Source organism: Cytobacillus oceanisediminis (assembly GCF_004366035.1).
GTDB lineage: Bacteria > Bacillota > Bacilli > Bacillales > Cytobacillaceae > Cytobacillus > Cytobacillus oceanisediminis_C.
This window is the reverse complement of the sequence record NZ_SOEE01000008.1, coordinates 34,747-59,042: the sequence shown is the minus strand read 5'-3', so window position 1 is coordinate 59,042 and position 24,296 is coordinate 34,747. Positions and strand designations below refer to the sequence as shown.

27 protein-coding genes and 1 pseudogene are annotated in these 24,296 nt (G+C 42.3%); 18 read left to right on the top strand and 10 right to left on the bottom strand.

From position 1 onward, the window contains the following. The first annotated feature begins 154 nt into the window (after positions 1 to 154). A complete protein-coding gene (locus DFO72_RS19765; RefSeq protein WP_113883622.1) occupies positions 155 to 922 on the top strand; it encodes a TIGR01457 family HAD-type hydrolase in 768 nt (255 codons plus the stop codon). A 31-nt stretch (positions 923 to 953) separates the two neighbouring features. On the opposite strand, the gene DFO72_RS19760 is transcribed toward DFO72_RS19765, so the two are convergent. Continuing rightward, entirely contained in the window at positions 954 to 1,457 is a 504-nt protein-coding gene (locus DFO72_RS19760) for a phosphatidylglycerophosphatase A family protein (protein ID WP_113883621.1), read from the bottom strand. 248 nt (positions 1,458 to 1,705) lie between these two features. Here DFO72_RS19760 and yutH point away from each other — a divergent pair, with 248 nt between their 5' ends. The 5 genes from yutH to thrB all read left to right on the top strand — a co-directional run bounded on the left by yutH (position 1,706) and on the right by thrB (position 7,242). Next, on the top strand, positions 1,706 to 2,713 hold the full coding sequence (gene yutH / locus DFO72_RS19755) for a spore coat putative kinase YutH (protein ID WP_113883620.1): 1,008 nt from the start codon (positions 1,706 to 1,708) through the stop codon (positions 2,711 to 2,713). Positions 2,714 to 2,785: 72 nt separating this feature from the next. Next, a complete protein-coding gene (locus DFO72_RS19750; protein WP_113883619.1) occupies positions 2,786 to 3,748 on the top strand; it encodes a 2-hydroxyacid dehydrogenase in 963 nt (320 codons plus the stop codon). Between the two features lie 205 nt (positions 3,749 to 3,953). Then, the gene (locus tag DFO72_RS19745) at positions 3,954 to 5,252 is read left to right on the top strand and encodes a homoserine dehydrogenase (RefSeq protein ID WP_113883618.1); all 1,299 of its coding nucleotides are present in this window, start codon (positions 3,954 to 3,956) and stop codon (positions 5,250 to 5,252) included. Then, positions 5,249 to 6,310: a threonine synthase gene (gene thrC / locus DFO72_RS19740; protein WP_113883617.1), complete on the top strand. Its 1,062-nt coding sequence runs from the start codon at positions 5,249 to 5,251 to the stop codon at positions 6,308 to 6,310. Before DFO72_RS19745 ends, thrC begins: the two co-directional genes overlap by 4 nt. Beyond that, entirely contained in the window at positions 6,307 to 7,242 is a 936-nt protein-coding gene (thrB, locus tag DFO72_RS19735) for a homoserine kinase (protein WP_113883616.1), read from the top strand. The genes thrC and thrB overlap by 4 nt, the downstream gene beginning before the upstream one ends. 47 nt (positions 7,243 to 7,289) lie before the next feature. Here the strand turns inward: thrB and DFO72_RS19730 are convergent. Continuing rightward, positions 7,290 to 7,511: pseudogene (locus DFO72_RS19730) on the bottom strand (NifU family protein); the annotation flags it as partial. A 180-nt stretch (positions 7,512 to 7,691) separates the two neighbouring features. On the opposite strand from DFO72_RS19730, the gene DFO72_RS19725 reads away from it, so the two are divergent. After that, the gene (locus DFO72_RS19725) at positions 7,692 to 8,015 is read left to right on the top strand and encodes a YuzD family protein (protein ID WP_009331693.1); all 324 of its coding nucleotides are present in this window, start codon (positions 7,692 to 7,694) and stop codon (positions 8,013 to 8,015) included. A 308-nt stretch (positions 8,016 to 8,323) separates the two neighbouring features. On the opposite strand, the gene DFO72_RS19720 is transcribed toward DFO72_RS19725, so the two are convergent. Then, positions 8,324 to 9,391, bottom strand: coding sequence for an NAD(P)/FAD-dependent oxidoreductase (locus tag DFO72_RS19720; protein WP_113883615.1), 1,068 nt, complete (start codon positions 9,389 to 9,391; stop codon positions 8,324 to 8,326). 277 nt (positions 9,392 to 9,668) lie between these two features. Here DFO72_RS19720 and DFO72_RS19715 point away from each other — a divergent pair, with 277 nt between their 5' ends. After that, a complete protein-coding gene (locus DFO72_RS19715; protein ID WP_009331689.1) occupies positions 9,669 to 9,908 on the top strand; it encodes a YuzB family protein in 240 nt (79 codons plus the stop codon). Between the two features lie 133 nt (positions 9,909 to 10,041). Here DFO72_RS19715 and DFO72_RS19710 read toward each other — a convergent pair whose 3' ends face one another. Then, positions 10,042 to 10,737, bottom strand: coding sequence for a DUF2225 domain-containing protein (locus tag DFO72_RS19710; protein WP_113883614.1), 696 nt, complete (start codon positions 10,735 to 10,737; stop codon positions 10,042 to 10,044). A 194-nt stretch (positions 10,738 to 10,931) separates the two neighbouring features. On the opposite strand from DFO72_RS19710, the gene DFO72_RS19705 reads away from it, so the two are divergent. After that, complete coding sequence (locus DFO72_RS19705; RefSeq protein ID WP_113883613.1) at positions 10,932 to 11,294, top strand: HesB/IscA family protein; 363 nt, start codon at positions 10,932 to 10,934, stop codon at positions 11,292 to 11,294. A 181-nt stretch (positions 11,295 to 11,475) separates the two neighbouring features. On the opposite strand, the gene DFO72_RS19700 is transcribed toward DFO72_RS19705, so the two are convergent. Further along, positions 11,476 to 12,474, bottom strand: coding sequence for an NAD(P)/FAD-dependent oxidoreductase (locus tag DFO72_RS19700; protein WP_113883612.1), 999 nt, complete (start codon positions 12,472 to 12,474; stop codon positions 11,476 to 11,478). Positions 12,475 to 12,858: 384 nt separating this feature from the next. Between DFO72_RS19700 and DFO72_RS19695 the strand changes: the two genes are divergently transcribed. The 5 genes from DFO72_RS19695 (at position 12,859) to DFO72_RS19680 (ending at position 16,393) form a co-directional block, all read left to right on the top strand. Continuing rightward, the gene (locus DFO72_RS19695) at positions 12,859 to 14,076 is read left to right on the top strand and encodes an NAD(P)/FAD-dependent oxidoreductase (RefSeq protein ID WP_009331685.1); all 1,218 of its coding nucleotides are present in this window, start codon (positions 12,859 to 12,861) and stop codon (positions 14,074 to 14,076) included. 102 nt (positions 14,077 to 14,178) lie between these two features. Continuing rightward, positions 14,179 to 14,670 (top strand): NUDIX domain-containing protein, encoded by a 492-nt coding sequence (locus DFO72_RS19690; RefSeq protein ID WP_113883611.1) that lies wholly within the window; start codon positions 14,179 to 14,181, stop codon positions 14,668 to 14,670. A 160-nt stretch (positions 14,671 to 14,830) separates the two neighbouring features. After that, complete coding sequence (locus DFO72_RS29600) at positions 14,831 to 14,956, top strand: YuiA family protein (RefSeq protein WP_019380032.1); 126 nt, start codon at positions 14,831 to 14,833, stop codon at positions 14,954 to 14,956. 205 nt (positions 14,957 to 15,161) lie between these two features. Then, positions 15,162 to 15,485: a YuiB family protein gene (locus tag DFO72_RS19685; protein WP_113883610.1), complete on the top strand. Its 324-nt coding sequence runs from the start codon at positions 15,162 to 15,164 to the stop codon at positions 15,483 to 15,485. A 191-nt stretch (positions 15,486 to 15,676) separates the two neighbouring features. Further along, complete coding sequence (locus tag DFO72_RS19680; RefSeq protein WP_113883609.1) at positions 15,677 to 16,393, top strand: 3D domain-containing protein; 717 nt, start codon at positions 15,677 to 15,679, stop codon at positions 16,391 to 16,393. Positions 16,394 to 16,444: 51 nt separating this feature from the next. Here DFO72_RS19680 and DFO72_RS19675 read toward each other — a convergent pair whose 3' ends face one another. From DFO72_RS19675 to DFO72_RS19665, 3 genes are all read right to left on the bottom strand, one after another. Next, a complete protein-coding gene (locus tag DFO72_RS19675) occupies positions 16,445 to 17,230 on the bottom strand; it encodes a cobalamin-binding protein (RefSeq protein WP_113883608.1) in 786 nt (261 codons plus the stop codon). Between the two features lie 14 nt (positions 17,231 to 17,244). Continuing rightward, positions 17,245 to 17,721, bottom strand: a complete 477-nt coding sequence (locus DFO72_RS19670) for a divergent PAP2 family protein (RefSeq protein WP_009331680.1) — start codon at positions 17,719 to 17,721, stop codon at positions 17,245 to 17,247. A 129-nt stretch (positions 17,722 to 17,850) separates the two neighbouring features. Then, positions 17,851 to 18,516, bottom strand: a complete 666-nt coding sequence (locus DFO72_RS19665; RefSeq protein ID WP_113883607.1) for a hypothetical protein — start codon at positions 18,514 to 18,516, stop codon at positions 17,851 to 17,853. A gap of 134 nt (positions 18,517 to 18,650) precedes the next feature. On the opposite strand from DFO72_RS19665, the gene DFO72_RS19660 reads away from it, so the two are divergent. The 4 genes from DFO72_RS19660 to DFO72_RS19645 all read left to right on the top strand — a co-directional run bounded on the left by DFO72_RS19660 (position 18,651) and on the right by DFO72_RS19645 (position 22,963). Beyond that, complete coding sequence (locus DFO72_RS19660; protein ID WP_113883606.1) at positions 18,651 to 19,028, top strand: DUF309 domain-containing protein; 378 nt, start codon at positions 18,651 to 18,653, stop codon at positions 19,026 to 19,028. Between the two features lie 92 nt (positions 19,029 to 19,120). Beyond that, positions 19,121 to 20,623, top strand: coding sequence for a leucyl aminopeptidase (locus DFO72_RS19655; protein WP_113883605.1), 1,503 nt, complete (start codon positions 19,121 to 19,123; stop codon positions 20,621 to 20,623). 337 nt (positions 20,624 to 20,960) lie between these two features. Continuing rightward, entirely contained in the window at positions 20,961 to 22,271 is a 1,311-nt protein-coding gene (locus DFO72_RS19650) for a Na+/H+ antiporter family protein (protein ID WP_113883604.1), read from the top strand. Between the two features lie 95 nt (positions 22,272 to 22,366). Beyond that, positions 22,367 to 22,963 carry a sulfite oxidase-like oxidoreductase gene (locus tag DFO72_RS19645; RefSeq protein ID WP_166672522.1) on the top strand — a complete coding sequence of 199 codons (597 nt, stop codon included), beginning with the start codon at positions 22,367 to 22,369 and terminating at the stop codon, positions 22,961 to 22,963. A 40-nt stretch (positions 22,964 to 23,003) separates the two neighbouring features. Here DFO72_RS19645 and DFO72_RS19640 read toward each other — a convergent pair whose 3' ends face one another. Together DFO72_RS19640 and DFO72_RS19635 are read right to left on the bottom strand one after the other, a co-directional pair. After that, a complete protein-coding gene (locus tag DFO72_RS19640; protein WP_113883602.1) occupies positions 23,004 to 23,525 on the bottom strand; it encodes a MerR family transcriptional regulator in 522 nt (173 codons plus the stop codon). A gap of 99 nt (positions 23,526 to 23,624) precedes the next feature. Next, positions 23,625 to 24,155, bottom strand: a complete 531-nt coding sequence (locus DFO72_RS19635) for an undecaprenyl-diphosphatase (protein WP_113883601.1) — start codon at positions 24,153 to 24,155, stop codon at positions 23,625 to 23,627. Between the last annotated feature and the right edge of the window lie 141 nt (positions 24,156 to 24,296).

The following is a 24,296-nucleotide window of genomic DNA, read 5'->3' as shown; positions in this document are numbered from 1 at the left end:
AAGGGTTTTTTACGCGAATTACTGTATTATTTATCCGTGCAATAGTGAAAAATTGCACAATTCACCACGTTCCTTTAAGATAGCTTTTATGGGCGATAGTTCAGTTAAAAAATAGGGATACTAATAAAAGCAAGATCATTTAGGAGAGATGGCTGTGAAAAAATATAAAGGATACTTAATCGATTTAGATGGCACCATGTATCGCGGGACAGTGCTGATCAGTGAGGCAGCTGATTTTGTCAATATGCTTCGGGAACTGGATTTGCCCTATTTGTTTGTGACGAATAATTCGTCCAGAACACCTGCCCAGGTAGCGGAGAAGCTTGTGAAGTTTGGCATCCCTGCTGAAGAGGGGCAGGTTTTTACAACGAGCATGGCTACTGCTAACTACATATATGAAAAGCAAACCGATGCTTCGGTATATGTAATCGGAGAAGAAGGAATAAGGGAAGCGCTGGCTGAAAAGGGGCTAAGCTTTGCTGAAGAGCATGCGGACTACGTTGTGGTGGGGATTGACCGCTCCATTAACTATGAAAAGCTATCCATCGCCTGTCTGGCTGTCCGGAATGGAGCAGCATTCATTTCCACAAACGGAGACATTGCTATTCCGACAGAAAGAGGGCTGCTTCCGGGTAATGGGTCACTAACCTCTGTCATCACTGTATCGACACAAACAGAGCCTGTGTTTATCGGAAAACCTGAATCGATAATCATGGAGCAGGCTTTAAAGGTGCTGGGAACAGCTAAGGAAGAAACCCTGATGGTTGGGGATAACTATGATACAGATATTTTAGCAGGAATGAATGCCGGTATGGATACCTTGCTTGTCCATACGGGTGTAACAACGAAAGAGTTATTAAAGGGTTATAACAAAAAGCCTGACTATGTGCTCGATTCATTAGCGGATTGGGACTTTAAATAGAAAAGGATGGAGAAAAGCTCTCCATCCTTTTTTATTCCGCATTTTCGGCACTGTGTGCCAGCCTGCTCGAAGCTGCTGCAGCGATAGCTCCTACAATATCATCGAGGAAGGTATGGCATCTTCCTGAACTCTTATCGTTCAGATCCTTCAGAATGCCAGGCTTCAATTTATCGATATACCCAAAATTGGTAAACCCGATGGAACCATATACGTTTACAATAGATAAGGCCAATACTTCATCCGCTCCGTATAAACCCTCATCTGTAGCGATAATCGACTGCAGCGGCTCTAAAAGTTTCTTTTCCTCAGCCAGCATATCAAGCTGAATACCCGTTAAAATGGCGTTTTGGACTTCTCTTTTTGATAAAACACGCTCAACATTATGAATGCAATCTTTCATTTGTAAATCGGGGTGATATTTCTCTTGGAGGAAGAACACTAAATCAGCTATATCCTGAATTTCTACCCCTCTTTCATGGAGCCATTTACGTGCTGTCTGCTCTGTAACGTTAACTGCTTTTTTTTCTTCATTCATTGGCTTCACCTTTTCTGGTTATTAAATAATTGCGTGAAAGTCCAGTCTTAGCGTAAGGTCCTGTGTTTTAGATCTTTCCACTATGTATATACCCTTTTTTTATCAAATATGCCCGATGCCGCTGAAACAGAAAAATTTCATTTCCTATATCATTTCCAAGGTACACAGTCTTATCCAAGAAAACAACAAGTTTTAAAGTCTTCTATCATATATATCCTTTAAGGATCTCTCTAAAATGAGGTGGTATAATGTTTAGAAAACTTTTGAAAGAACAATTTGGCATAGAAGCAGAGGATACGATGAGAATCGGAAAATATGATGCGTGCCGAAAGCAGGGACAGCTCTATTTGCTTGTGCCTGCGGGTCATACAGATGAAGAAGAACTCAAAGAACTGGACCAAATGGCTGAACACCTTTCCAATTGCGGGGATAGGAACATAAGCACTTTTTTGAAAACGAAGGAAGGTAATCAGTCAATTGATTGGAACGATAGCCGCTTTTGCATTCTGGTTAATCGGCATACACTGAGCAGAAAACAAAATCAGTTTGGGCGAAAGCTGGCAAAGTTCCATTACAGAGGCAGGAGCATTTCGTTTCCAGTGAAAAAAACGAGCAGAATCGGGCAGTGGAAACAGCTTTGGGAACAGCGGCTGGACCAAATGGAAAAGGTGTGGAATGAGATGCTCTTTCAAAAGCCTGAAAATGATTTTGAGAGAATGTTTTTAGAGTCGTTTCCATACTATATGGGGCTTGCTGAAAATTCTATTCAATACCTTGTGGATACAGAGCTTGATGACGAACCCGGATTGGCAGACAGCGGAACCGTTTGTCATATAAGACTAACATCGGCCACCTGGGGAGACAGTTATTATATGAAAAACCCATTTGACTGGGTATTTGATCATTCATCCAGAGATTTGGCGGAATGGACGAGAGAGAAATATTTCCATAATATAAAAACGTATCAGCCGGATCTGCGGCAATTTTTATCCGAATATCAAAGTGTAGGGCCATTATCCTCCTTTTCATGGCGGCTATACTACGCTCGTCTATTATTTCCTCTCCATTATTTTGAAACAATAGAAAATTATTATGGTGCAGATTCTGAACAGCAGAAGCTTGGGCTTCAGGAGCGCCTGCAGAAATATCTCTGGCAGTCTGATGATCATGAGCGTTTTCTGGGCGGATTTTTTGAATTTGCCGAGGTCCCCTTCAAAAAGCTCAGGATTCCTCTGGTGAATTGGATCAAGAGCTGAAAAAAGGCAGGGAAATGCCTCTTTCTTGGCGAATGGAACATAAAGCTGAGAATGTAAAGAGGGGATATTTTAATGAAACCATACGTATTTATCAGCAGGAAGCTGCCTGAAGATGTTATTGCCATTTTAAAAGAAAAGTACAGAGTTGAAATGTGGGATCGAGAAGATGTGCCGGTTCCTTACGGTGTATTCTTACAGGAGGCAAGAAAAGCAGATGCCCTTTTAACTATGCTATCAGAGCCGGTGAATGAGGAAGTTCTAAAAGCAGGGGGGAAGCTGAAGATCATAGCCAATATGGCTGTCGGCTATGATAATGTGGATGTTGAGACAGCAAAAAGTCTCGGAATCACGGTGACCAATACGCCAGAGGTATTAAATGATTCAACTGCCGACCTGACGTTTGCACTTGTGCTTGCTGCTGCACGCAGAATGGTGGAGGCTGCTGAGTTTGTGAAGAAAGGCAATTGGAAGAGCTGGAGTCCGCTGCTTTTGGCAGGGCAGGATGTGCATCATAAAACAATCGGAATTGTAGGGATGGGGAATATCGGGAAAACAGTTGCAAAGCGTGCAGTTGGATTTGATATGGAGATATTATATCACAATCGTTCGAGGAAGCCGGATGCGGAACAGGAACTGGGAGCCCAATATGTCAGCTTTGATGAATTGCTCGAACGCTCAGATTTCGTTGTCTGCCTGACTCCTTTGACAGAAGAAACAAGGAATTTATTTAACCGAAATGCTTTCCAGAAGATGAAGGACATGGCTGTTTTTGTAAATGCCTCAAGAGGGCCGGTTGTGAATGAACATGATTTATATGAAGCACTGAAGGCAGGAGAGATTGCAGCGGCAGGATTGGATGTTTTTGCGGAGGAGCCAATTGGCGAAGACCACCCTCTGCTGGAGCTGAGGAATGTAGTGGCTATGCCCCATATCGGAAGTGCCAGCATTGAAACGCGCTATGCCATGATGCAGCTGTGTGTGGAAAACATTGATCTAGTCCTTTCAGAAAAGAAACCGAAGACACCAGTCAAATAGAAGTGATGACGGCACCCCAAAGCAGGGTGCCTTTATTGATAGATAAAAAAAATAAAAAATAAAATCGCAATATAACAGTGTGTTAAGCGCTTCCACTCATTATTTTCGGAAAATTGCCTATTGTAAAAACACCGCTCGAGCCCTATAATGTCTACTATACAAATACAAATGTATTTTCATAGCGAACACTGAAGGGGGAGCTAGCGTGGAATCAATCTCAATCGGTTTATTAGGATTAGGAACAGTTGGATCAGGTGTGGTGCAAATCATTGAGAAGCACCAGGATAAACTCATGCACCAAGTCGGCTGTCCGGTTGTTGTAAAGAGAGTTCTTGTTAAAGATGCAGATAAAGAAAGAGCCGTTAAAGTGGACAGGGATCTGCTGACGCTAAATCCTGAAGACATTTTAAATGATGCTGATATAGATGTAGTAATTGAAGTAATGGGCGGCATAGAAGAAACAAGAAATCACTTAAAGAAAGCTTTGGATAATGGCAAGCATGTGGTGACGGCAAATAAGGACCTAATGGCTGTTTATGGACCTGAATTGCTGGCTGCTGCCACGCAAAATGGGTGTGACCTCTTTTATGAGGCAAGTGTGGCCGGCGGCATTCCCATTTTAAGAGGGCTGGTAGATGGTTTGGCTTCAGACAGAATTACAAAAATGATGGGAATTGTGAATGGGACAACAAACTTTATTTTGACAAAGATGAGCAAGAATGGGAGCGCTTATGAGGAAGTTCTGAAAGAAGCCCAGGAGCTGGGATATGCGGAAAGCGATCCGACTGCAGATGTGGAGGGCCTTGATGCAGCAAGGAAAATGGCTATCCTGTCAACACTTGGTTTTTCCATGAATATTGACCTTGATGATGTAAAGGTTAAAGGCATTACAGATATTACAGAAGAGGACCTGCAGTACGGCAAGCAGCTTGGATACACCATGAAGCTGATCGGGATTGCACATCGGGAGGGGGAGAAGGTGGAGGTAAGCGTTCAGCCGACTTTGCTCTCCGAGTCTCACCCGCTTGCATCGGTTCAGGATGAATATAATGCTGTATATGTTTACGGTGAAGCGGTAGGGGAAACAATGTTCTACGGACCTGGGGCGGGCAGTCTGCCTACAGCTACAGCAGTGGTATCGGATCTCGTGGGTGTCATGAAAAACATGCGTCTTGGGGTAAATGGAAAAAGCGCGGTAGCCCCTCAATATGATAAGAAATTAAAAGGTGCAGATGAAATTTATTCGAAGTATTTCTTAAGATTGCATGTCAAAGATGAGGTAGGGACTTTTGCAAACATCACATCCATATTTTCAGAGCACCATGTCAGCTTCGAAAAAATCCTGCAGCTTCCTTTAAAAGAAAAAGGGCTTGCAGAGATTGTGCTGGTTACCCACCAGGCATCTCTTAAGGATTATGAGGATATATTAGTAAGTTTAAGAGATTTACCGGCAGTCCAAACAATCAAAAGTTCGTATCGTGTGGAAGGGAGTGCCAGAGTATGAGATGGGAAGGCCTTATAAAAACATATAAAGATTTTTTGCCTGTTAATGAAAATACACCAATGCTTACCTTAAATGAGGGCAACACTCCCCTGATCAGGCTGGATAAACTCTCAAGGGACTGGGGCGTTGACCTTTATGTGAAAACGGAAGGAGCAAATCCAACAGGGTCATTTAAAGACAGAGGCATGGTTATGGCTGTTGCAAAGGCGAAAGAAGTAGGAAGTGATGCCATCATCTGTGCCTCCACCGGCAATACCTCTGCAGCAGCCGCTGCATATGCAGCCAGAGCCGGCATGAGATGTGTGGTTGTCATCCCTGAAGGAAAAATCGCTATGGGAAAGCTGGCGCAGGCAGTTATGTATGGAGCGGAAGTTGTATCTATTGAAGGCAACTTTGACCAGGCACTGGCAATGGTGCGGAAAATAAGCGAAACAGAACCTATTACTCTCGTAAACTCGGTTAATCCATATCGTCTAGAGGGCCAGAAGACAGCGGCCTTTGAAATCTGCGACCAGCTTGGTGGCGCCCCGGATATCCTTGCCCTGCCTGTGGGCAATGCAGGTAATATTTCTGCCTATTGGAAAGGGTTCAAAGAATATAATGAGCTGCGAGGCACTGGTCTTCCAAAAATGCATGGAGTACAGGCTGAAGGTGCAGCGGCCATCGTTCATAACCGTGTGTTTGAAAATCCCGAAACGATCGCCACAGCCATCCGAATCGGAAATCCTGCGAGCTGGCTCTTAGCCAATGCAGCATTATCAGAATCAAATGGGAAGATTGAAGAGGTCAGCGATGAAGAAATTCTTTGCATGTATCGTAAACTTGCTTCTTCTGAAGGGATTTTTGCTGAGCCAGCTTCATGTGCTTCGCTTGCGGGAATATATAAACAGCTTCGCAATGGGGAGATTCCGCATAAAACAAAGGTTGTGGCCATCCTGACTGGGAATGGGCTTAAGGATCCTAATACAGCCATTGATTGCAGCCCTGTGCAGCCAGTTTTGCTTCCTAATGATGAAAAAGCAGTAGCGGATCATATTAAAGGAGCCGTTCACATATGAGCGAAGGTGAAATGGTTGTCATCAAAGTACCGGGCAGCACTGCAAATCTTGGGCCAGGCTTCGACTCGATCGGTCTCGCATTAAATTTATATTTGACGCTTGAAGCCGAGAGGGCAGATAAGTTTCAAATGATTCCTTTATCAGAGCCGCTAAGCATCTACCCTGCAGATGAATCGAATTTTATTTTTCAAGTTGCAATAGATACCGCAAAGAAATATGGAAGAGAGCTTCCAGGATGCAAAGCTAGAATTGCAAGTGATATTCCCTTAACGCGCGGACTTGGATCAAGCGCTGCAGCCATTGTAGCGGGAATTGAATTGGCTGACGCTCTTTGTGATCTTCAACTGAGCCAGTATGAAAAGCTTGAACTGTCATCACGAATGGAGGGGCATCCTGATAACGCTGGAGCTTCCCTTCTCGGAGGCCTTGTTATTGGCTGCATGTCAGAGGAAGAGGTTTCTGTTCAAAGCATTAAAAATATAAAATTTGAAGTTATAGCAGTGGTGCCAAAAGAAGAGCTCCTTACAAAGGAATCCAGAGGAGTCCTGCCTGAAGAATGGTCTTTTAAAGAAGCCGTACAGGCTGGGGCAGTCGGCAATGTCATGGTAGCAGCACTGCTTAGCGGAAATTATTCCCTGGCAGGAAAGATGATGAGTGAAGATTTATTCCACCATCCTTACCGAAAGAAAATGGTTCCCCATTTGGAGGCCATAGAGAAAGCAGCACCAGGACTCGGAGCATTTGGAGTTGCCTTAAGCGGTGCCGGACCGGCGGTTCTCTGCCTTGCTGAGTCGGAAAGTGCTTCAGCAGTGGCTGAAGGGCTTCAGCGGGCTTTCCCGGAAATGGAAATCCTTTGCCTCAAAATTGATCAGGAAGGCAGCACTGTTTTAAAAAAAAGCCTAGCTGAGCTGGAGTTCGGCCATACAGTATAAATAAAAAAAAGCGATGTCATGCCGACATCGCTTTTTGTAAGGTAAAATTAAAATACTTGTTCTACTTCGACTACACCAGGTACTTCTTCCAAAAGAGCGCGCTCAATACCGGCTTTTAACGTAATCGTTGAACTTGGGCAGCTGCCGCATGCACCAAGAAGGCGCAATTTAACGATGCCATCTTCAACATCCACCAATTCACAGTCCCCGCCATCGCGAAGAAGGAATGGGCGTAATTTATCTAATACTTCCTGAACTTGTTCAGTCATAGTCGTTTGTTCTGCCATGTGAAATCGACTCCTTTCCATATATTTATTATAATCAAATCAGTCTTAAAAATCTATTCCAAGAGCGTAATTTCCACTCACTAGGAGAATATTTATTAGGTTTGCTCTTTGTTAATGTTGTAAAATGAAGGTAAGAACAAGTTTTGCTAGGGGGAAAGAAGATTGAAAAAAGAGATTGAAATCACTGTGTATGGTGCGGAACAGCTTTGTCCAAGCTGTGTGAATCTCCCATCATCCAAGGAGACATATGAATGGCTGGAGGCGGCTGTATCCCGCAAATTTGCCAATCAGCCTTTTAAAATCGTGTATGTTGACATTCATAATCCGCCCGAAGAAGAGAACAAAAAGGAGTTCGCCTTGAGAGTGATAGAGGAGGATATGTTTTACCCGGTTGTCCTGATTGAGGATGAAATTGTCGGTGAAGGCAATCCGAAATTAAAAACGATCTATGCGGAAATGGAAAAGTACGGATACCAGGCAGTTTAATAAAAAAATGGGCATCGAAAGGGATGCTCATTTTTTTATTTGGAAAGATTGTTTATATTATCAGCTGATTCTGCTGCATTAGAGGTTAGATTCTAACTTTTTTTGACAGTAGTGATTTCACCTTTTTGTTTTCTGCTGGATATTGCAGTTTAATTTTCATCTCTCTGGCATTTATACCAGATTGATTTTATCGGTCACTTTCTTTCAAATCAATTTTTCAGCAAAGTCATGGTGCAAATATAAATTAATCTTTATCGTTATCCGCTATGGGTTAAAACATAAAAAAAAAGAGCCCGCAATGGGCCCTCTTATCCATTATGGTATTTATACATCCATAAAATCCCTGATTTTAGCAGGCGGGCAACGCGTCCTGTGATAGGGCGTTCTGCGACTAGACCGAAGCCGTGCTTCTTGCCCAATGATCCAAGAACTCCTTTAAGCTTGATTACCGGCAATGTTTCAGGGAGTTCCTCACCTTTCCAGCGTTTCAATAGGATTTGAACGATTTGCTCTGCCTGCCCTTCAGCAAGCTGGGCACTTGGTGCATGCGGAAGGCTTGCACAATCCCCGACGACATAGACATGTTCATTTCCAGGGATATTGTGATGCTTGGTTAAAACTACACGTCCTTGCTGATCCTTTTCCACATTCATATCACGAACCACTTTGTTTGGCTGGATGCCGGCGGTCCATACGATGGCATCACAGTGGATGGCTTTGTCATGATTATAAAGGGTTTTTTCTTCTACTTTAGTAATGTTTGACTGGTTAATAATTTCTACATTATGTTCTAAAAACCAATTTTCTACATATGTGCTTAATCTTTCAGAGAACGCAGAAAGTATGTGCTTCCCTCTATCGAACAATTTGACTTTCAAATCTGGACGGCTTTCATTCAATTCAGAAGCCAGTTCGACTCCGCTTAATCCTGCACCGACAATTCCAACAACAGAGCCTGGTGAAAGATTATTTAAAGCTTCATACGTTCTTCGGGATTTTTCTATTGTTTGAATGCTATATGTGTGAATGTCGGCTCCCGGGACATTATGGTATTTATCTTCGCATCCAAGGCCTATTATTATATCATCATACGAAACAGGTTCTTCGCCTTGAAGATATACCTTGTTTTCCTCGATGCTGATTTTTGTCACTTCACCGTATTTAATGGTCAATCTTTGATGTTCAGGGAAGGATACACGCACATGCTGATCGGAAATGGTACCTGCAGCAAGAGCGTAATATTCAGTTTTTAAACAATGATAAGGCACACGATCTATTAGTGTAATGGAGACATCATCAGGAAGCTGATTAGGCAAAAGTCGGGCAAGCGCCCTCATACCGCCATAACCTCCGCCAAGTATCACAAGATTTTTCATAGTATATTTCCCCTTTATGTCCGTACTGTTTACTTTCGCCGAACTCAAATAACGTTAATTAGTTATCTTAAAAAAATAAATAAATGATATTAATAACCTCAAACCCATAAAAAGTATAACGAAATTGTGTCAAAATCACAACACATATCAGCAGGAAACTTGACAATAAACGACATGAAGTGGTAAATATGTGCACTTTTAAAGGAGAGAATGGAATCCATTTCTTGCACAATTCAAGTAAAAAAGGTAGCATTAACATGGTAGAGAGGTGAAAGATGTGATTAAGCCAATCATCGAATTTTGCATCAGCAATTTGGCCAGCGGCTCTCAAAAAGCGCTTGAAAAGCTGGAAAAGGATTATGACCTGGATGTCATAGAATATGGCTGTCTTGGGTATTGCGGCAAATGTGCAAGCACTCTTTTTGCGCTTGTGAATGGAGAAGTGGTTACTGGAGAAACGCCAGATGAACTGGTTGAAAATATATATCAATATCTGGATGAAAATCCTATGTTTTAATATAGAAAAGGAGCGATTAAATTTCGCTCCTTTTTCTTGTTTCAAAGGTTAGAAAACAATAATTTGAATAACTGTCTAGCTCCAGTGCCTGCCCCTAGAGAAGCCGGGGGCGGGCAGGGTTCTTCTGCTTTCCTTAATTGGCGGCAGCTTTTTGTTCCTGTCTCATCTCATACCACCGTTCTCTTGCCATTTCAATTAATTTAGGCTCAGTGGAGCGGCTTTGCAGTTCAATTACTTTCGAAAAGTATTTAACAGCCTGTTCAGACTGATGTGTCCTTCTGGATAACTCTCCGATCAGATAGAAAATCCTCGTTTCAGAAATGGATGATCCTTTAAAATCATCAGACATATAAGACTCCGAATATTCTTTTAGAGCAAGTTTCAAAAATCTTTGTTCCTGATTATCATTCTTTATACTCCGGAAGAGCCAGGCCAGTCTGATATATAAACCAGCCATAATAATATGCTTCTCCCTTTTTAAAGTTCCGCAATAAATAGCAAGCTTATAGGTGTTGATTGCAACAGTGATGGTGCGGTCCCTGCAATAATCCTGGGGTATCCAGGCATCCACAACTTTAGAATTGATCATGTCCAGGGCTCCAGGCGGAAAATAAGGGGAAAAGTCCTCTGATTCTGAGTAGCCGCAATGAGGGCAAGTATTAATATGATATAAAAGAGGATTCATGTATTCATCAGAATAATTTGGGCAAAAGTCACTGTCATAATTAAATACCTTTACAAATCGGGAGCGGATTTTTTTTGTGGTGAAACTTTCTTTGCAGACTCTGCATCCGCAATTTTTATCATAAGTAGGCTTTAATTGCTGCATAGAATGCCACCTCCGAAGATAATGATTATGACTATTATACCATTAATCGTTTGATTTGAGGGCATAAAGAACTATTTGTTAAACACTGTTCAGAAAAGACAATAAAAAGAAAAAGCCTCTTAAGTTGAGCACATACCTTTTACTGTATATACTATTAATATAGAAGTATCCTTACATGTACAGGAGGGAATAACATGGAACAAGTTGTGGATATAACAGAAGCAGCAGCTTTGCATATAAAAGAAATGATGAAACAAAATGAGGAAGAAGATGCATTCTTGCGTGTAGCCGTTAAAGGAGGCGGGTGCAGCGGACTTTCCTATGGAATGGGGTTTGCCCATGAAGTCGAGGAGGATGATATCCAGGCAGAGCACTATGGTATCCAGGTTCTTGTCAGCAAGGAAGACGCACCCATCTTAAAAGGCACAAAAATTGATTACAAACAATCTATGATGGGCGGCGGATTCACAATAGACAATCCCAATGCCATTGCATCCTGCGGCTGTGGATCCTCTTTTCGTACCGCTTCAAATACAGGTACTCCGGAAGAGTGCTAAATACAGCATTTTACGCTTCAAGACAGTTACTGGACCAATTTCGAACTATCTCTCTGCTGCCTAATTAAAAGGACGGTCCCTGAAGGGCCGTCCTTTTCTATCGAAAACTTCGTTAACTGTCCAGCGCAGACAGCCAGTCTCCTCGATGTATCGGAGGTAAGCAAGGCGCTTCCGCTTTTCTTTATTTGCCAAACATGGAAGAGCTGTGCATCGGCTGAACTTTCGCTTTTGGATCGATGTAGGATTTTGCGTGGTTTACTGCAGTTGGCGCTTCACCGAAACCACAGGCAATAAGCTTCACTTTTCCATCGTATGTACAGATATCACCGGCAGCATATATGCCTTCGATATTTGTTTCCATTCTTGAGTTTACAACAATGGAGTTCTTTTCGATTTCAAGACCCCATTCTTTAATTGGGCCAAGGGAGGAAACGAATCCGTAGTTTACGATCACAGCATCAACATCGAATACCTCTTTTTCCTTTGAAGTAACACCTTCCAGGACGACTTGTTTGATTCCTTCGCTGTCACCGATAAGCTCAGCAGGCACATAAGGTGTTTTGATTTCGACTTTAGAGTTCTGAAGATTTTCTACACTGTGCTCATGCGCGCGGAATTTATCGCGGCGGTGAACAATCGTTACTTTTTCAGCGATAGGCTCAAGCATTAATGCCCAGTCTACTGCAGAGTCCCCGCCTCCGAAAACAACTGTTTTCTTGCCGGCGAATTGATTTAAATCATCAATGAAGTAATGCAGGTTCCTGCCTTCGTATTGAGCTGCGCTGTCAAGTTCAAGACGGCGAGGCTGGAACGCGCCATTCCCGGCAGTGATAATGATGGTTTTGGAGTAATGTACTTCTTTATTGGTTGTAAGCTTAAATGTTCCATCAGCTTGTTTCTCTAATTTTTCGACAGATTGTTCAAGTGATACAGTAGGCTCGAATTTAGCCATTTGTTCCTTAAGGTTATCAATTAATTCCTGGGCGCGGACTTTCGGGAAGCCGGCAACATCATATATGTATTTTTCAGGATAAAGAGCAGATAACTGTCCCCCAAGCTGCGGCAAGCTTTCAATAATCTTTACTGATGCTTGTCTCATGCCCCCGTAGAAAGCAGTGAATAAACCAGTTGGCCCCCCGCCAATGATGGTTATGTCATACACCTTTTGATCTTCTTTCATGCAATATCCCCCCGCGTATGTATTGAAATTCCACTCTTTATTCTAACATAAATCGTTTAAAACCTCATCAACCGAGGTAAGTATTATGAATAATTGGAAGATTTAAAATGAAGAAGGTGAATTAAAAACCCGTATATTCCCTTAAGTTTTCCTAAGATTTTTAAGTTTTTCGTCTATTTTTTTAGGCTTGAAAAACTATATGAAGTAGAATAAGATGTAATGGAGGAATAATGTTAATATTTTATGACAATTTTGTTGAGTTTTTTTGAACTAGTTCGTGAATAACATCACAAAGTTTTTTTATGTTTTTTGCTATAAAAAATATAAAGCAGTGGAAGATAAGAAAACATTAGAAAATACTTAAAAAAGGTGGAAGTGATACACTTGAGAAAGCCAAAGATTGTTATCCTCGGTGCAGGCTACGGCGGTTTGATGGTTGCAACCCGTTTGCAGAAATCTGTAGGAACAAACGAAGCGGAAATCGTTTTAGTGAACAAGAATGACTACCATTATGAAACAACATGGCTGCATGAAGCATCAGCCGGAACACTTCATCATGATCGTGTACGCTATGATATAAAAGATGTTATTGACCGCAACAAAGTTGAATTCGTTCAGGGAACTGCTCTGGAAATTAAAACAGAAGAAAAGAAAGTCATTTTGGAAAGCGGCGAAATTGACTATGATTATTTAGTTGTTTCTCTAGGAGCTGAGCCGGAAACATTCGGTATTAAAGGACTTAAGGAACATGCATTTTCTATTGTCAATGTAAATGCTGCGCGTCAGATTCGCGAGCATATTGAATATCAATTTGCTACGTACAATACAGACGCCGAGAAAAAAGACGAACGCCTGACAATTGTAGTCGGCGGAGCAGGCTTTACCGGCATCGAATTCCTTGGAGAATTGGCAAACCGTGTTCCTGAGCTTTGCAAAGAGTACGATGTGGACTACCACAAAGTGAAAATCATTTGCGTGGAAGCAGCGCCAATGGTTCTTCCTGGCTTCGATCCTGAGCTTGTTAATTACGCTGTTTCTCACTTGGAGAAAAAAGGCGTACAATTCATGATTGGAACAGCTATTAAGGAAGCTACGCCTGAAGGCATCATTGTTGGTAAGGGCGAAGATGAAGTAGAAGAAATCAAAGCTGCAACTGTTGTCTGGGCTGCGGGTGTACGCGGAAATTCTATTATTGAGAATTCCGGTATTGAAGCAATGCGCGGACGTGTAAAAGTACAGCCTGATTTGCGTGCTCCTGGCCATGATAATTTGTTTATCATTGGAGACTGCTCATTAATCATCAATGAAGAAATTAACCGTCCATACCCTCCTACTGCACAAATCGCTATGCAGCAGGGTGAAGTATGTGCAAGAAACATTACTGCTTTAATCCGCAATAAAACTGAACTTGAAACATTTACTCCAGATATTAAAGGTACTGTATGTTCTCTTGGTGAACACGATGCCATCGGTGTTGCATTCGGCAAGAAAATGGTTGGTACGAAAGCTTCATTCATGAAGAAGATGATCGATAACCGTGCTCTTTACATGGTTGGCGGGCCTTCACTTGTATTGAAAAAAGGTAAATTCAACGTTCTTTAATAAATCGGCTATCATATATAGTAAAGGGATGGACTACCTAGTCTGTCCTTTTTTTAATGGACAAATTTTCGTGATAGAATTAGTTAAAAAGGAGGCTATAGGATGGGAGTGGAACATAAACGGGGAAAGGTATGGCTGGCGGTTTCAGGGCTCGTTATTTCACCCGAAGGGTATTGGCTTGTCGTTAAAAAGAAATATGGAGGCCTTAAAGACAAATGGTCTCTGCCTGCCGGATTTGTCGAGTCGGGCGAAACAGTTGATGAAGCTGCAGTTCGGGAAGTAGAAGAAGAGACAGGGATTAAATGTTCAGTGAAAGGCTTACTTGGATTGCGAACAGGTGTGATCAAAGGGGAGGTCAGCGATAATATGGTTTTGTTTTTGCTGGCAGCCGAGCCTGGACAATCATTAAAAGTTCAGGAAAGTGAACTTTTTGACGTGCAGTATCGCGATCCAAAAGAGCTCGCTGATGACCCGGATGCGTCAGTTCTTTTAAAATACATATTGGATCCTTCTGAATCCTCCATAAAACCTTTAATTAACGGCATTAATCCCGGAGATACTTTCGGATACACAGCATATAAATTATTTTTATAATTTTCTGAAATTTTGAGATAAAACGAGAAATAAGAAGAAAACAATGCTTGTATGCGTTTCCAACGACGGTTTTTCATGAAATATGGTGCTTTTCATTTCTTCATATCCTTGGTATATTATCAGAAAATTCAGTTGAAAAATTCAAAAGGAGATGGATGAAATGACAGCTAAGAATTATGAAAATAAAGAGTGTATGTATTGTTCAGGGAAAGGGTATTTTCAATTATTGTTAGGTGGATCTGAAACCTGCAGCTGCTGTGGCGGTACAGGAAAGAAAAAGGAATAAACCAAAAACTTCGCGGAATGCGAAGTTTTTTCTTTTCAAAAGTTAAATAACTGAGCAGCCTATCCCCTCGAGGTGCCGGGGGGTGGGCAAGGCGCTTCCACTTTTTAATTAGCGGGCATGCTGGCACCACCCGCTTTTCTTGTTGACTCCCCAATCAACATTAAAGTACACTAAATATTGATGTGCTAAGGGAGGAAACAAGTTCATGCAAATGACGATTTTCGTTTTGCCTATTTCGATGCTTCTATTTTTTGTGCTGTTTTTTGGGATAGGTTTTATATTAAATATGTTATTAAGAATGTCTTGGATCATGGCTATTATTTATCCTATTATCGCCATCTTTATCATCGATAAAGTTCGTTTTATTGAGTATTTTCGGGACCCGTGGGAATCGTTTTCCAGTCTTGGCGCTGAATTATCCAGCCTTGCTCTGGCCGACATCCTCATATTAAGCAGCGGAATGGCAGGCGCCATCGTTGCCGGAATTACCATTAGGCTTCTACGTAAAAAAGGATATCGGATGTTTTAAATTTGTTGTGAAATCTCTGCTGGCGGCAGGGATTTTTTATTTTTTTGATTAGTGTGATCAAATCGCCCAAGCCTATGGTATTACTGGCTTAAGCCTGTCTGGAAATGGATGCCCGGAGGCTTCTGCTCCCGTTAGTTATGAATATTTCTCTCAAAGATGGGAAATGAATAACTTTGGGAGGAGTGTAATAGATGAGCAAATTAAAAATATGGATGAAACGTTCAGTAATGTCAGCCTTATTTGCAGGTGCATTATTGACAACCTTCCATTCGATTTCCGGAGTGGAAGCCCGATCAATTGTTCAGCTGCATCAAAGTGATGCTGAACGAGCTGGCGAAGATGGAAATTCAAAGTTTGACCATACATTAAAATCGGTTGGCGTAGCATTTAAGTTTTTGAAGCAGGCAGTGAGTCTGGAACCTAAGATTTCTGCGAGTGAAGCTGTGGCAATTGAACAGCCACCGACACTGGAAGATTCGATTGACTGGTCGCAGTATCAGAAAAAACAAGTAATAGCTACTGGATATACGGCATTTTACGAGTCGACAGGCAAAAATCCGGATCACCCGTCCTTTGGCATTACATACTCAGGGGTTAAAGTTAAAAGAGATTTATACTCTACAGTTGCAGCAGATTTAAATGTTTTTCCGATTGGAACGATCCTGTTTGTCCCGGGTTATGGATATGGTGTTGTAGCCGATAAAGGCGGTGCCATTAAGGGGAATAAATTGGATCTCTATTATGAAACGGTTGATGATGTTTATAATAACTGGGGAAAGAAAACACTCGAGGTTTACATCGTTGAAATGGGCGATGGAACCCTGACCGAAGAAGAATTAAAGTTACTGAATGAAAATGAATCCATGCAGGTATTTAGACAGCAATATATTAAATCTGAGAAAAAATAAATACGGAATGCAGGCAAATCCGCGGGAATAATCGGATTTGCCTTTTTATTTTTACATCATAGAAAATGCCTGCGGGTGGATTTTTTTAGCTAATTTTATGGCTCCTTCAATCAGCCGAGGTGAAGGCCTGCAAAAAAGTTCTTCTTCCAGAACCAGAATTCTGTTCTGCTTAACTGCGTCCATTTCACTCCAGCCTGGACGTTTCAGGACAAGTTCTGGATTTATCTTTTCTCTTCTGACACCGACCCAGGCGAGACAGACATAATCCGGCTGCCGATTCAGGACATCCTCCCAATCGGTCTGGACACTCGCAAGCTCAATGTCCCTGAATAAATTCATTCCACCGGCAATTTCACTGATTTCCGTCAGCCAATTGACCTTGCCGGGTGTAAATACGGGCTTAGGCCACCATTCCCAATAGAGGCTTGGTTTTTTTTCAATCCTGCTTGAGATGAGCTTAAGTGCCTCTATTTTTTCCGCAAACTCTTTAGCAGCCAAAATGCCTCTTTCAGGCTTACCGATTTTTTCAGCAGCAAGAATCAGGTCCTGTTCAATATCTGCCAGGCTTTGAGGATTTAACACAATGTGGGGAATCTGCCTTTTTTCAAGCTCCGCTACATTTTTTTCCATGCCGGGAACACTAAGGGATGCCAGCACAAGATCAGGCTTCAATTCCTCTACTTTGTCCATATTAATAGACAAGTCAGGGCCCAGCCGGGGCAGAACGGATATTTGGTCCGGCCAATCGGAATAATCGTCCACTCCTGCGAGCATATCAGTAAATCCCAAGTATTCCACTAATTCCGTGTTGCTTGGGCATAAGGAAAGGATTTTCACTATAAATCACACCTTCAGGAAAATAAATAATGAAGTGCTAAAGTCAATAGGATTCCAGTCAGGCCGCCAAATAGAACTTCTATCGGCTTATGGCCAAGCAGCTCCTTCAATTCTTTCTGTTTTTCTTGGCCTTCTTTCTTCTGCCATGTCTTTGCTTCTTCAACAAATTTATTGAAGTCGGCTACAAGCTGGTTTAATACAATCGCCTGTTCACCAGCCTGACGTCGTACTCCGGTAGCATCAAACATTGTGATAATGGCAAATACGGCTGAGACAGCGAAAACAGCGGATTCCATTCCGGTCTCTAATGCAACTCCGGTTGAAAGGGCAGTTACTGCTGCTGAATGTGAGCTGGGCATTCCTCCAGTACTTGTCAAAAGGGACCAATCTACTTTCCGGGTGGCAATAAATTGAATGGGCACCTTTACAAATTGGGCAAAGAAGATGGCTGCCAATGCAGACCATAAAGGAAAATTTGTCAATAATTCCATATGAGACCACCTCATGAGTTGTAAGATACTCCCGCTGCAGCTTCAAATAGGCATTTTTTAAGGAACTGCCGAAAGCTATACTAACTAATATTCTCCAACAGATTGTTCCTTCCTGCAAGCTGATCTATTTTAAGTTTTTGTTAAACGATGCTTTTTTTGAAAATACGAAGTTGCTGTCAGGGAAAGCAAAAGAAGCCACTCAAAGGCATTAACTGCTGCTGCACTTTCAATTGGAATATCAATGGCGCTTCCGATAATCATCAATACAGCTCCGGCAAAAAACCAGAACCAGCCCTGTTTGCGCCAAATAACAACAGATGCCGCCAGCAGCACAGCAGATACGATCAGCACCATAATGGGAGGGCTGTCTGGTGCCTCTGTATCTGAATAGCTAAGAACACCATATTCCCACCTTGCTTCCAGTTTAAGTCCAAATACCTCAGAAGAAAGTTCCAGAATAATTAATCCTGCAGTAAGCAAATAAGCAATCCATTTAAATGTGCCTGTTTTGGCCCATTCTAAATCTGCTTGTTTTAAAGTATTCCAGGAGTATAGAACAAGCAGCGGAGTGAAAAAGGCATGGATCCAAAAACGGGCATAATTCAGATGCTTTAAAGTATTGCCCTCCCCGATAAAACGGCCAGCAGCCAGAATTCCGTTATCGTAAATTAATCCGAGAAGTACAGGAAGCAGGAAGACAGCACTAATGAGGCCACTGTCCCTGACAGTGCTTAGCGCCCAGAAGAACAACAGGATATTTCCTGCTGAGAAGGCGGCAAATAATAGAGGATCCATAACATTCTCCTTTCTGTCTCTATTTTCTTTACCCAATTATTAAAGAATATACTTAAGGATTGTATGTATAGGATAATCTCTATTCTTTTTGTTAAAATGAAAGTGATAGGAAGTCCAGAACATGGGGTGGTTTCATGGAAGATTATCCTCTTGAATACTACGAATTCTTTGTCAGCTTCAATGAAGGTGACTATTACACATGCCATGATCTTCTAGAGGAAATGTGGATGACGGACAAAGGAAATTTATTTCTGAAAGGCCTTCTGCAAATGAGTGTCAGCATCTATCATTATGAATACGGCAATGTCAAAGGAGCAAGACTGATGATGCAGGCGGCGCAGGAATACTTGCAGTCTTACCGGCCTAAACACTGGGGGATTAATCTTGAGCATGTGTATGGGTTTATTGAAGAATGCCTTTCTATTTTTCCGGAAAATATCGATCGGCTGCCATTTGAAATGATAGAATCCCTTCCTAAACTGCCGCAGCTGGTGCTATATTTGGAAGATTAGCACAAAAATAGAAACGCCATAAAATTAGATAGTCGAAATAATTCAGTATTTTCGATATAATAAGATGAAAAAGATATTATGGGGGTGCCAGAATGTTTTCAGTAAAGAAAGAATTTGACTTCTCAGCCGAACAGGAATGCCTGATCGTTGGTGTCTTCGATAAACCAGCCAGGTTTGAAGGTGTACTGTCCCGTGCAGATGACCAATTTGACGGCCAGCTGACAGAACTGGTCAAAAGCGGGGATATTTCTGCCAAGAAAAAAGCCATTGCAAAAATACATACTTTTGGAAAAATTGGGGCCAAACGATTAATTACAGTAGGCCTTGGAAAAGAAAAAGAATTCAGCTTTGAAGGATTGCGTGAAGCATTGGGCAGGGCATTTAAGGAAGTGAAATCGTCCAAGCTTCAAAATGCGGGTGTTTATCTTGATACATTTATCGGAGGAAATGTAGATGCGCTTGATGCAGCCCATGCAGCCAGCGAGGCGTTTGCGCTTTCCACCTATAAGTTTGAAGATTACAAACAGAAATCGAATGAACCCGAAAAAGATATTGAAAGTATTGCTGTTTATTGCGAAGCCGCAGAGGAGGAAGAGGTAAAGGCTTCCCTAACAGTAGGGTATGCACACGGGAAAGGAACGAACTCAGCCCGTACATTGGTCAACCTGCCAGGTAATATGCTGACCGCCACTGATCTGGCAAATTACTCTTCTGAACTGGCATGGAGATACGGATTTGAAGTGGAAATACTTGAAAAAGAGGATATGCTTAAACTGGGGATGGGTGCTCTTTTGGCAGTTAATCAGGGATCAGCAGAGCCTCCTAAGATGATTGTCATTAAATATCAGGGCAAGGAAGAATGGAAGGATGTCATCGGCCTGGTGGGCAAAGGGATTACCTTTGATACAGGAGGCTATTCCATTAAACCGAAGGATGGCATTGTCGGGATGAAAACCGATATGGGCGGTGCGGCGGCTGTGCTTGGCGCAATGGAAGTCATAGGCGAACTGAAGCCTGAACAAAATGTTGTCGCTGTTATTCCTTCAACAGATAATATGGTGAGCGGAACAGCGTTTAAGCCGGATGATGTCATCACATCCATGAGCGGGAAAACCATTGAAGTTCTTAACACGGATGCAGAAGGGCGTCTGGTTCTTGCTGATGCAGTAACATATGCAAAGCATCATGGAGCGGACTACCTGGTGGATGTTGCAACTCTGACTGGAGGTGTCATTGTTGCACTGGGGGAAGAAACAACAGGTGCATTAACCAATAATGAAGAGTGGTTTGAGCAGGTGCTGGAAGCATCCTATGAAGCTGGCGAACCAATCTGGCGCCTGCCTCTTTTTGAAAAAGATAAAGAAAGAATCAGAAGCAGTAAAGTTGCGGATCTTAACAATTCACCAGGACGTGCCGGCCATGCCATAATGGGCGGAGGATTTGTCGGTGAATTTGCCGAGAACACACCATGGGTGCATCTTGATATTGCCGGTACAGCCACAACAGCAAAAAGCCATGATCTTGGACCAGACGGCGCTACAGGCGTTATGGTGCGTACATTGGCACTGCTGGTTGAAAGATTTGAAGCAAAATAATGATGAATTCAGAACTCTGGAGAGATCCGGAGTTTTTTTTATGCAGTTTTTAGCTAAAATTCGCATTGGAACGGTAAGAAATGAGTTTTACCGGCTGGTTAACCCGAAATAACTGCCAAAACCCTCATCTTACCGGCCAAGATCGGCAATTTACCGGCCCAATTCCTAAAAAATACCGGCCAAAGCAGTGTCTGGCGTAAACTCCCATTTCTGAATCTGCCCGAAATCATTGACACGAAAAGTGGAAGTATGATAGTTTTATATTTGTATTTTAGTTCTCTACCGATTTAGCAGAGTAAAGTATAATGAAACATACGTATAGAAAGAGGGTATCATCATGAATGCAGTTATACTTGCAGTTTTAATCATGCTTGTTCTCAGCCTTCTGCGTGTCAATGTTGTTCTTGCCCTTGTGGCTGGCGCATTGGCAGGCGGGCTGGCAGGCGGTTTAAGCATAGATAAAACAATAGAAGTTTTTTCAAATGGGCTCGGCGGCAGTGCAGAGGTTGCATTAAGTTATGCGTTATTGGGCGGATTTGCCTTAGCCATTTCCGCAACCGGACTTCCGAATCTATTAGTAGAATGGGTCCTGGCAAAGGTCGGAAAAAACGGGGAATCCAGAGGGAAAACCTTATCAAAGGCACTCATCATATTTTCCATTTTATTAATGTCTATTTTTTCTCAGAATCTGATTCCAATTCATATTGCGTTTATTCCGATATTAATTCCGCCTTTATTGAAGGTTATGAATGAGCTCCAGATGGACCGCCGGCTGATAGCATCTGTATTGACATTTGGTTTGACAGCTCCGTATATTTTGCTTCCTGCGGGATTTGGACAAATTTTCCAAGGGATACTCGCTGAAAATATGGAGAATAGCGGGCTGGCAGTAGAAATGGCAGACATCCCGAAAGCCATGCTTATTCCTGTTGCCGGCATGGCAGCTGGTCTTATAGTTGCATTATTTGTTTATCGTAAAAAAAGGGATTATCGTCCATCAGAATTAATGGAGACAGAGAAAGGCAATTATTCAAAAAAGGGCATTATTTTTGCTTTCATTGCGATTGCAGCAGCTCTCATTGTGCAGCTGCAGCTGGATTCAATGATCTTTGGGGCGCTGACAGGTATTTTCGTTATTTATATCAGCGGTGCTATTAAATGGAACGAGGCAGATCAGCTTTTAACAGAGGGCATGAAGATGATGGCATTTATTGGATTTGTCATGCTGGCTGCATTTGGATTTGCCGATGTATTAAAAGAAACTGGCGATGTTGAAAGCCTTGTTGAACAGGCAGCCGCAATCATTGGCGATAATAAATCACTTGCAGCATTGCTTATGCTTCTAGTCGGCTTACTTGTTACAATGGGGATTGGGTCTTCATTCTCAACCATCCCGATTATTGCAACGATATTTGTGCCTCTTTCACTAGAAGTTGGCTTCAGCCCGATGGCAACAATTGCTCTAGTAGGGACAGCCGCGGCTCTTGGAGATGCCGGTTCGCCTGCATCAGACAGCACATTGGGGCCAACAGCGGGCTTGAATGCAGATGGACAGCACAATCACATCTGGGATACTTGTGTACCAACATTCCTTCACTACAACATTCCGCTCATCCTGTTTGGATGGCTGGCGGCAATTATCTTATAAATGTAAGCAGCTTCCATAATGGGGCTGCTTTCTCTTTGCTTTTATCAATCCATCAAGTAGGGTACGATAAAGGAAAAAGAACAGAGGTGGCTTCAGTGTATTTTGGAAAAATCAGAAAACAGACCTCAAGCCGGGTACCGCCAAATCAAAATGTGACGACTGCCTTTCCTGTACTGCACTATGGAAATGTACCGCACTATAAGGATATGCAGGAATGGAATCTGCAGATATTTGGGGAAGTTGAAAAGGAATTATCCTTTTCGCATGAGGAGGTAATGAACCTTCCTCAGACACAGTACAAAAATGATATCCACTGTGTTACGGGCTGGTCAAAGCTTGATAATGTTTGGGAGGGAGTCTCCGCCGCTGAAATTGCCAGGCAGACAGTTGTAAAAGAAACCGCCCAATTTGTAATTCTCCATGCGGAAGAAGGGTGGACAACGAACCTTCCCATTAAAGATTTTTTAAAAAGCACTAGTCTGCTTGCCCATACTCATAACGGTGAGCTCCTGACTCCGGAGCATGGATTTCCACTAAGGGCTGTGATTCCGCATCTTTATTTTTGGAAAAGCGCAAAGTGGATTAGAGGCATCGAGTTTTCTGAAACTGACAAACCTGGTTTTTGGGAGAAAAATGGCTATCACAACTATGGTGACCCCTTCCTTGAGCAGCGATTCAGCTGGGATGATTAATAAACATAAAAGCGTTACAATGCCGTAACGCTTTTATGCCTTAAAATCCAAATAGCATAGTAAAAATATTTTTCTTTTTTAATTTCTTCCTGGGTTTCTCCTGATCAAAAACCAAAAGGGTGTCAGCGGGGATGCTTCGGCTCTTTACAGCTGTCCTAGCTTCAAGAACGTCAATCCGCTTAAGCAGGCGTGCATTCTCCTTTTGCAGCTCTTCTATTTCACTGCGGTGCTGCAGCAGCTGATAGGAGACAACATCATCCGCTTTTCCGTTCAGCCGCTGCTCAAGCTCGCTGATCTTCAAATAAATTTTCTCCATGGCTGGTTCAGCTGTTTCCCCTTGGACCGTACCTTTTCTGGCCTTTTTGCCATTTACCGTAACGTCCTGCAATATAATCCCCTGGTTCAGCTGGTCCTGCACCTGCTTTAGCAAGTTAATGTCTTCTTCGGTAAATAAGTAATGGCCTAATTCATTCCGTTCCGTCCGGAGCTCCAGTTGTTTAACCCATCGCTGAATAGTGCTAGGCGAAACTCCTAACAATTTGGCTGCAGCACTTGTATTCATTCTGATCCCCTCCCGTTTTCACAATTGATTCTATCCGGATAACGGAAAGTCCTTCAAGCTGACAAAACAAGTTTTCTTTCGGCAAAGAAAGTGCGGATTTTACATTTTTTTATCATCCTGATTTCCTTCTTTTGAATTCAGATGTAAACATTTTTCTGTCATCCAGCCTATTGTTCCTCCAATAAGGGCACCGCCCATTACATCGGAAGGGTAATGGTGGCCTGCCCAGATACGCGCGAAACCTGTAAGAGATGAAACCAACAGCAAAATACGGCCTATAAATCGATTGCCGTAAAAAATGACGATAGAAGCAGCAAACGACACTACTGTATGTTTGCTTGGAAAACTGGAATCTTTTTTGGCTGGGATCAATATGCCAACCTTGTTTTTTATGAAGGGGCGGGGCTTAAAATAACAAATTTTAATGATCTTGTTAACCAGGATAGCGATCAGGGAAGCTATAGCAGCTTTTTTTGCGGCTGTTTTGGAGGGACCTTTTGCCAGCCACATGCATGCCAATACGAATAAAAATAAATACCTTGCCCTATTTGATATAAGAATCATTAAAAAGTCCATGAAAGCAATACGTCCGGACAACCGGTTGATTGCCTTAAAAATCTTCATGTCCATTATTAGTCTCCTTCTGTTCTTGTCATTGGGCAGATGCCTCTCTCAGGCGCTCTTTTTGGAGGGGACTTCTGCCTTTTGTTCTTTTTTTATTATTTGCAACTCAGAACTTAAAAACACAATTTAGTAAAGATATTAAAATTA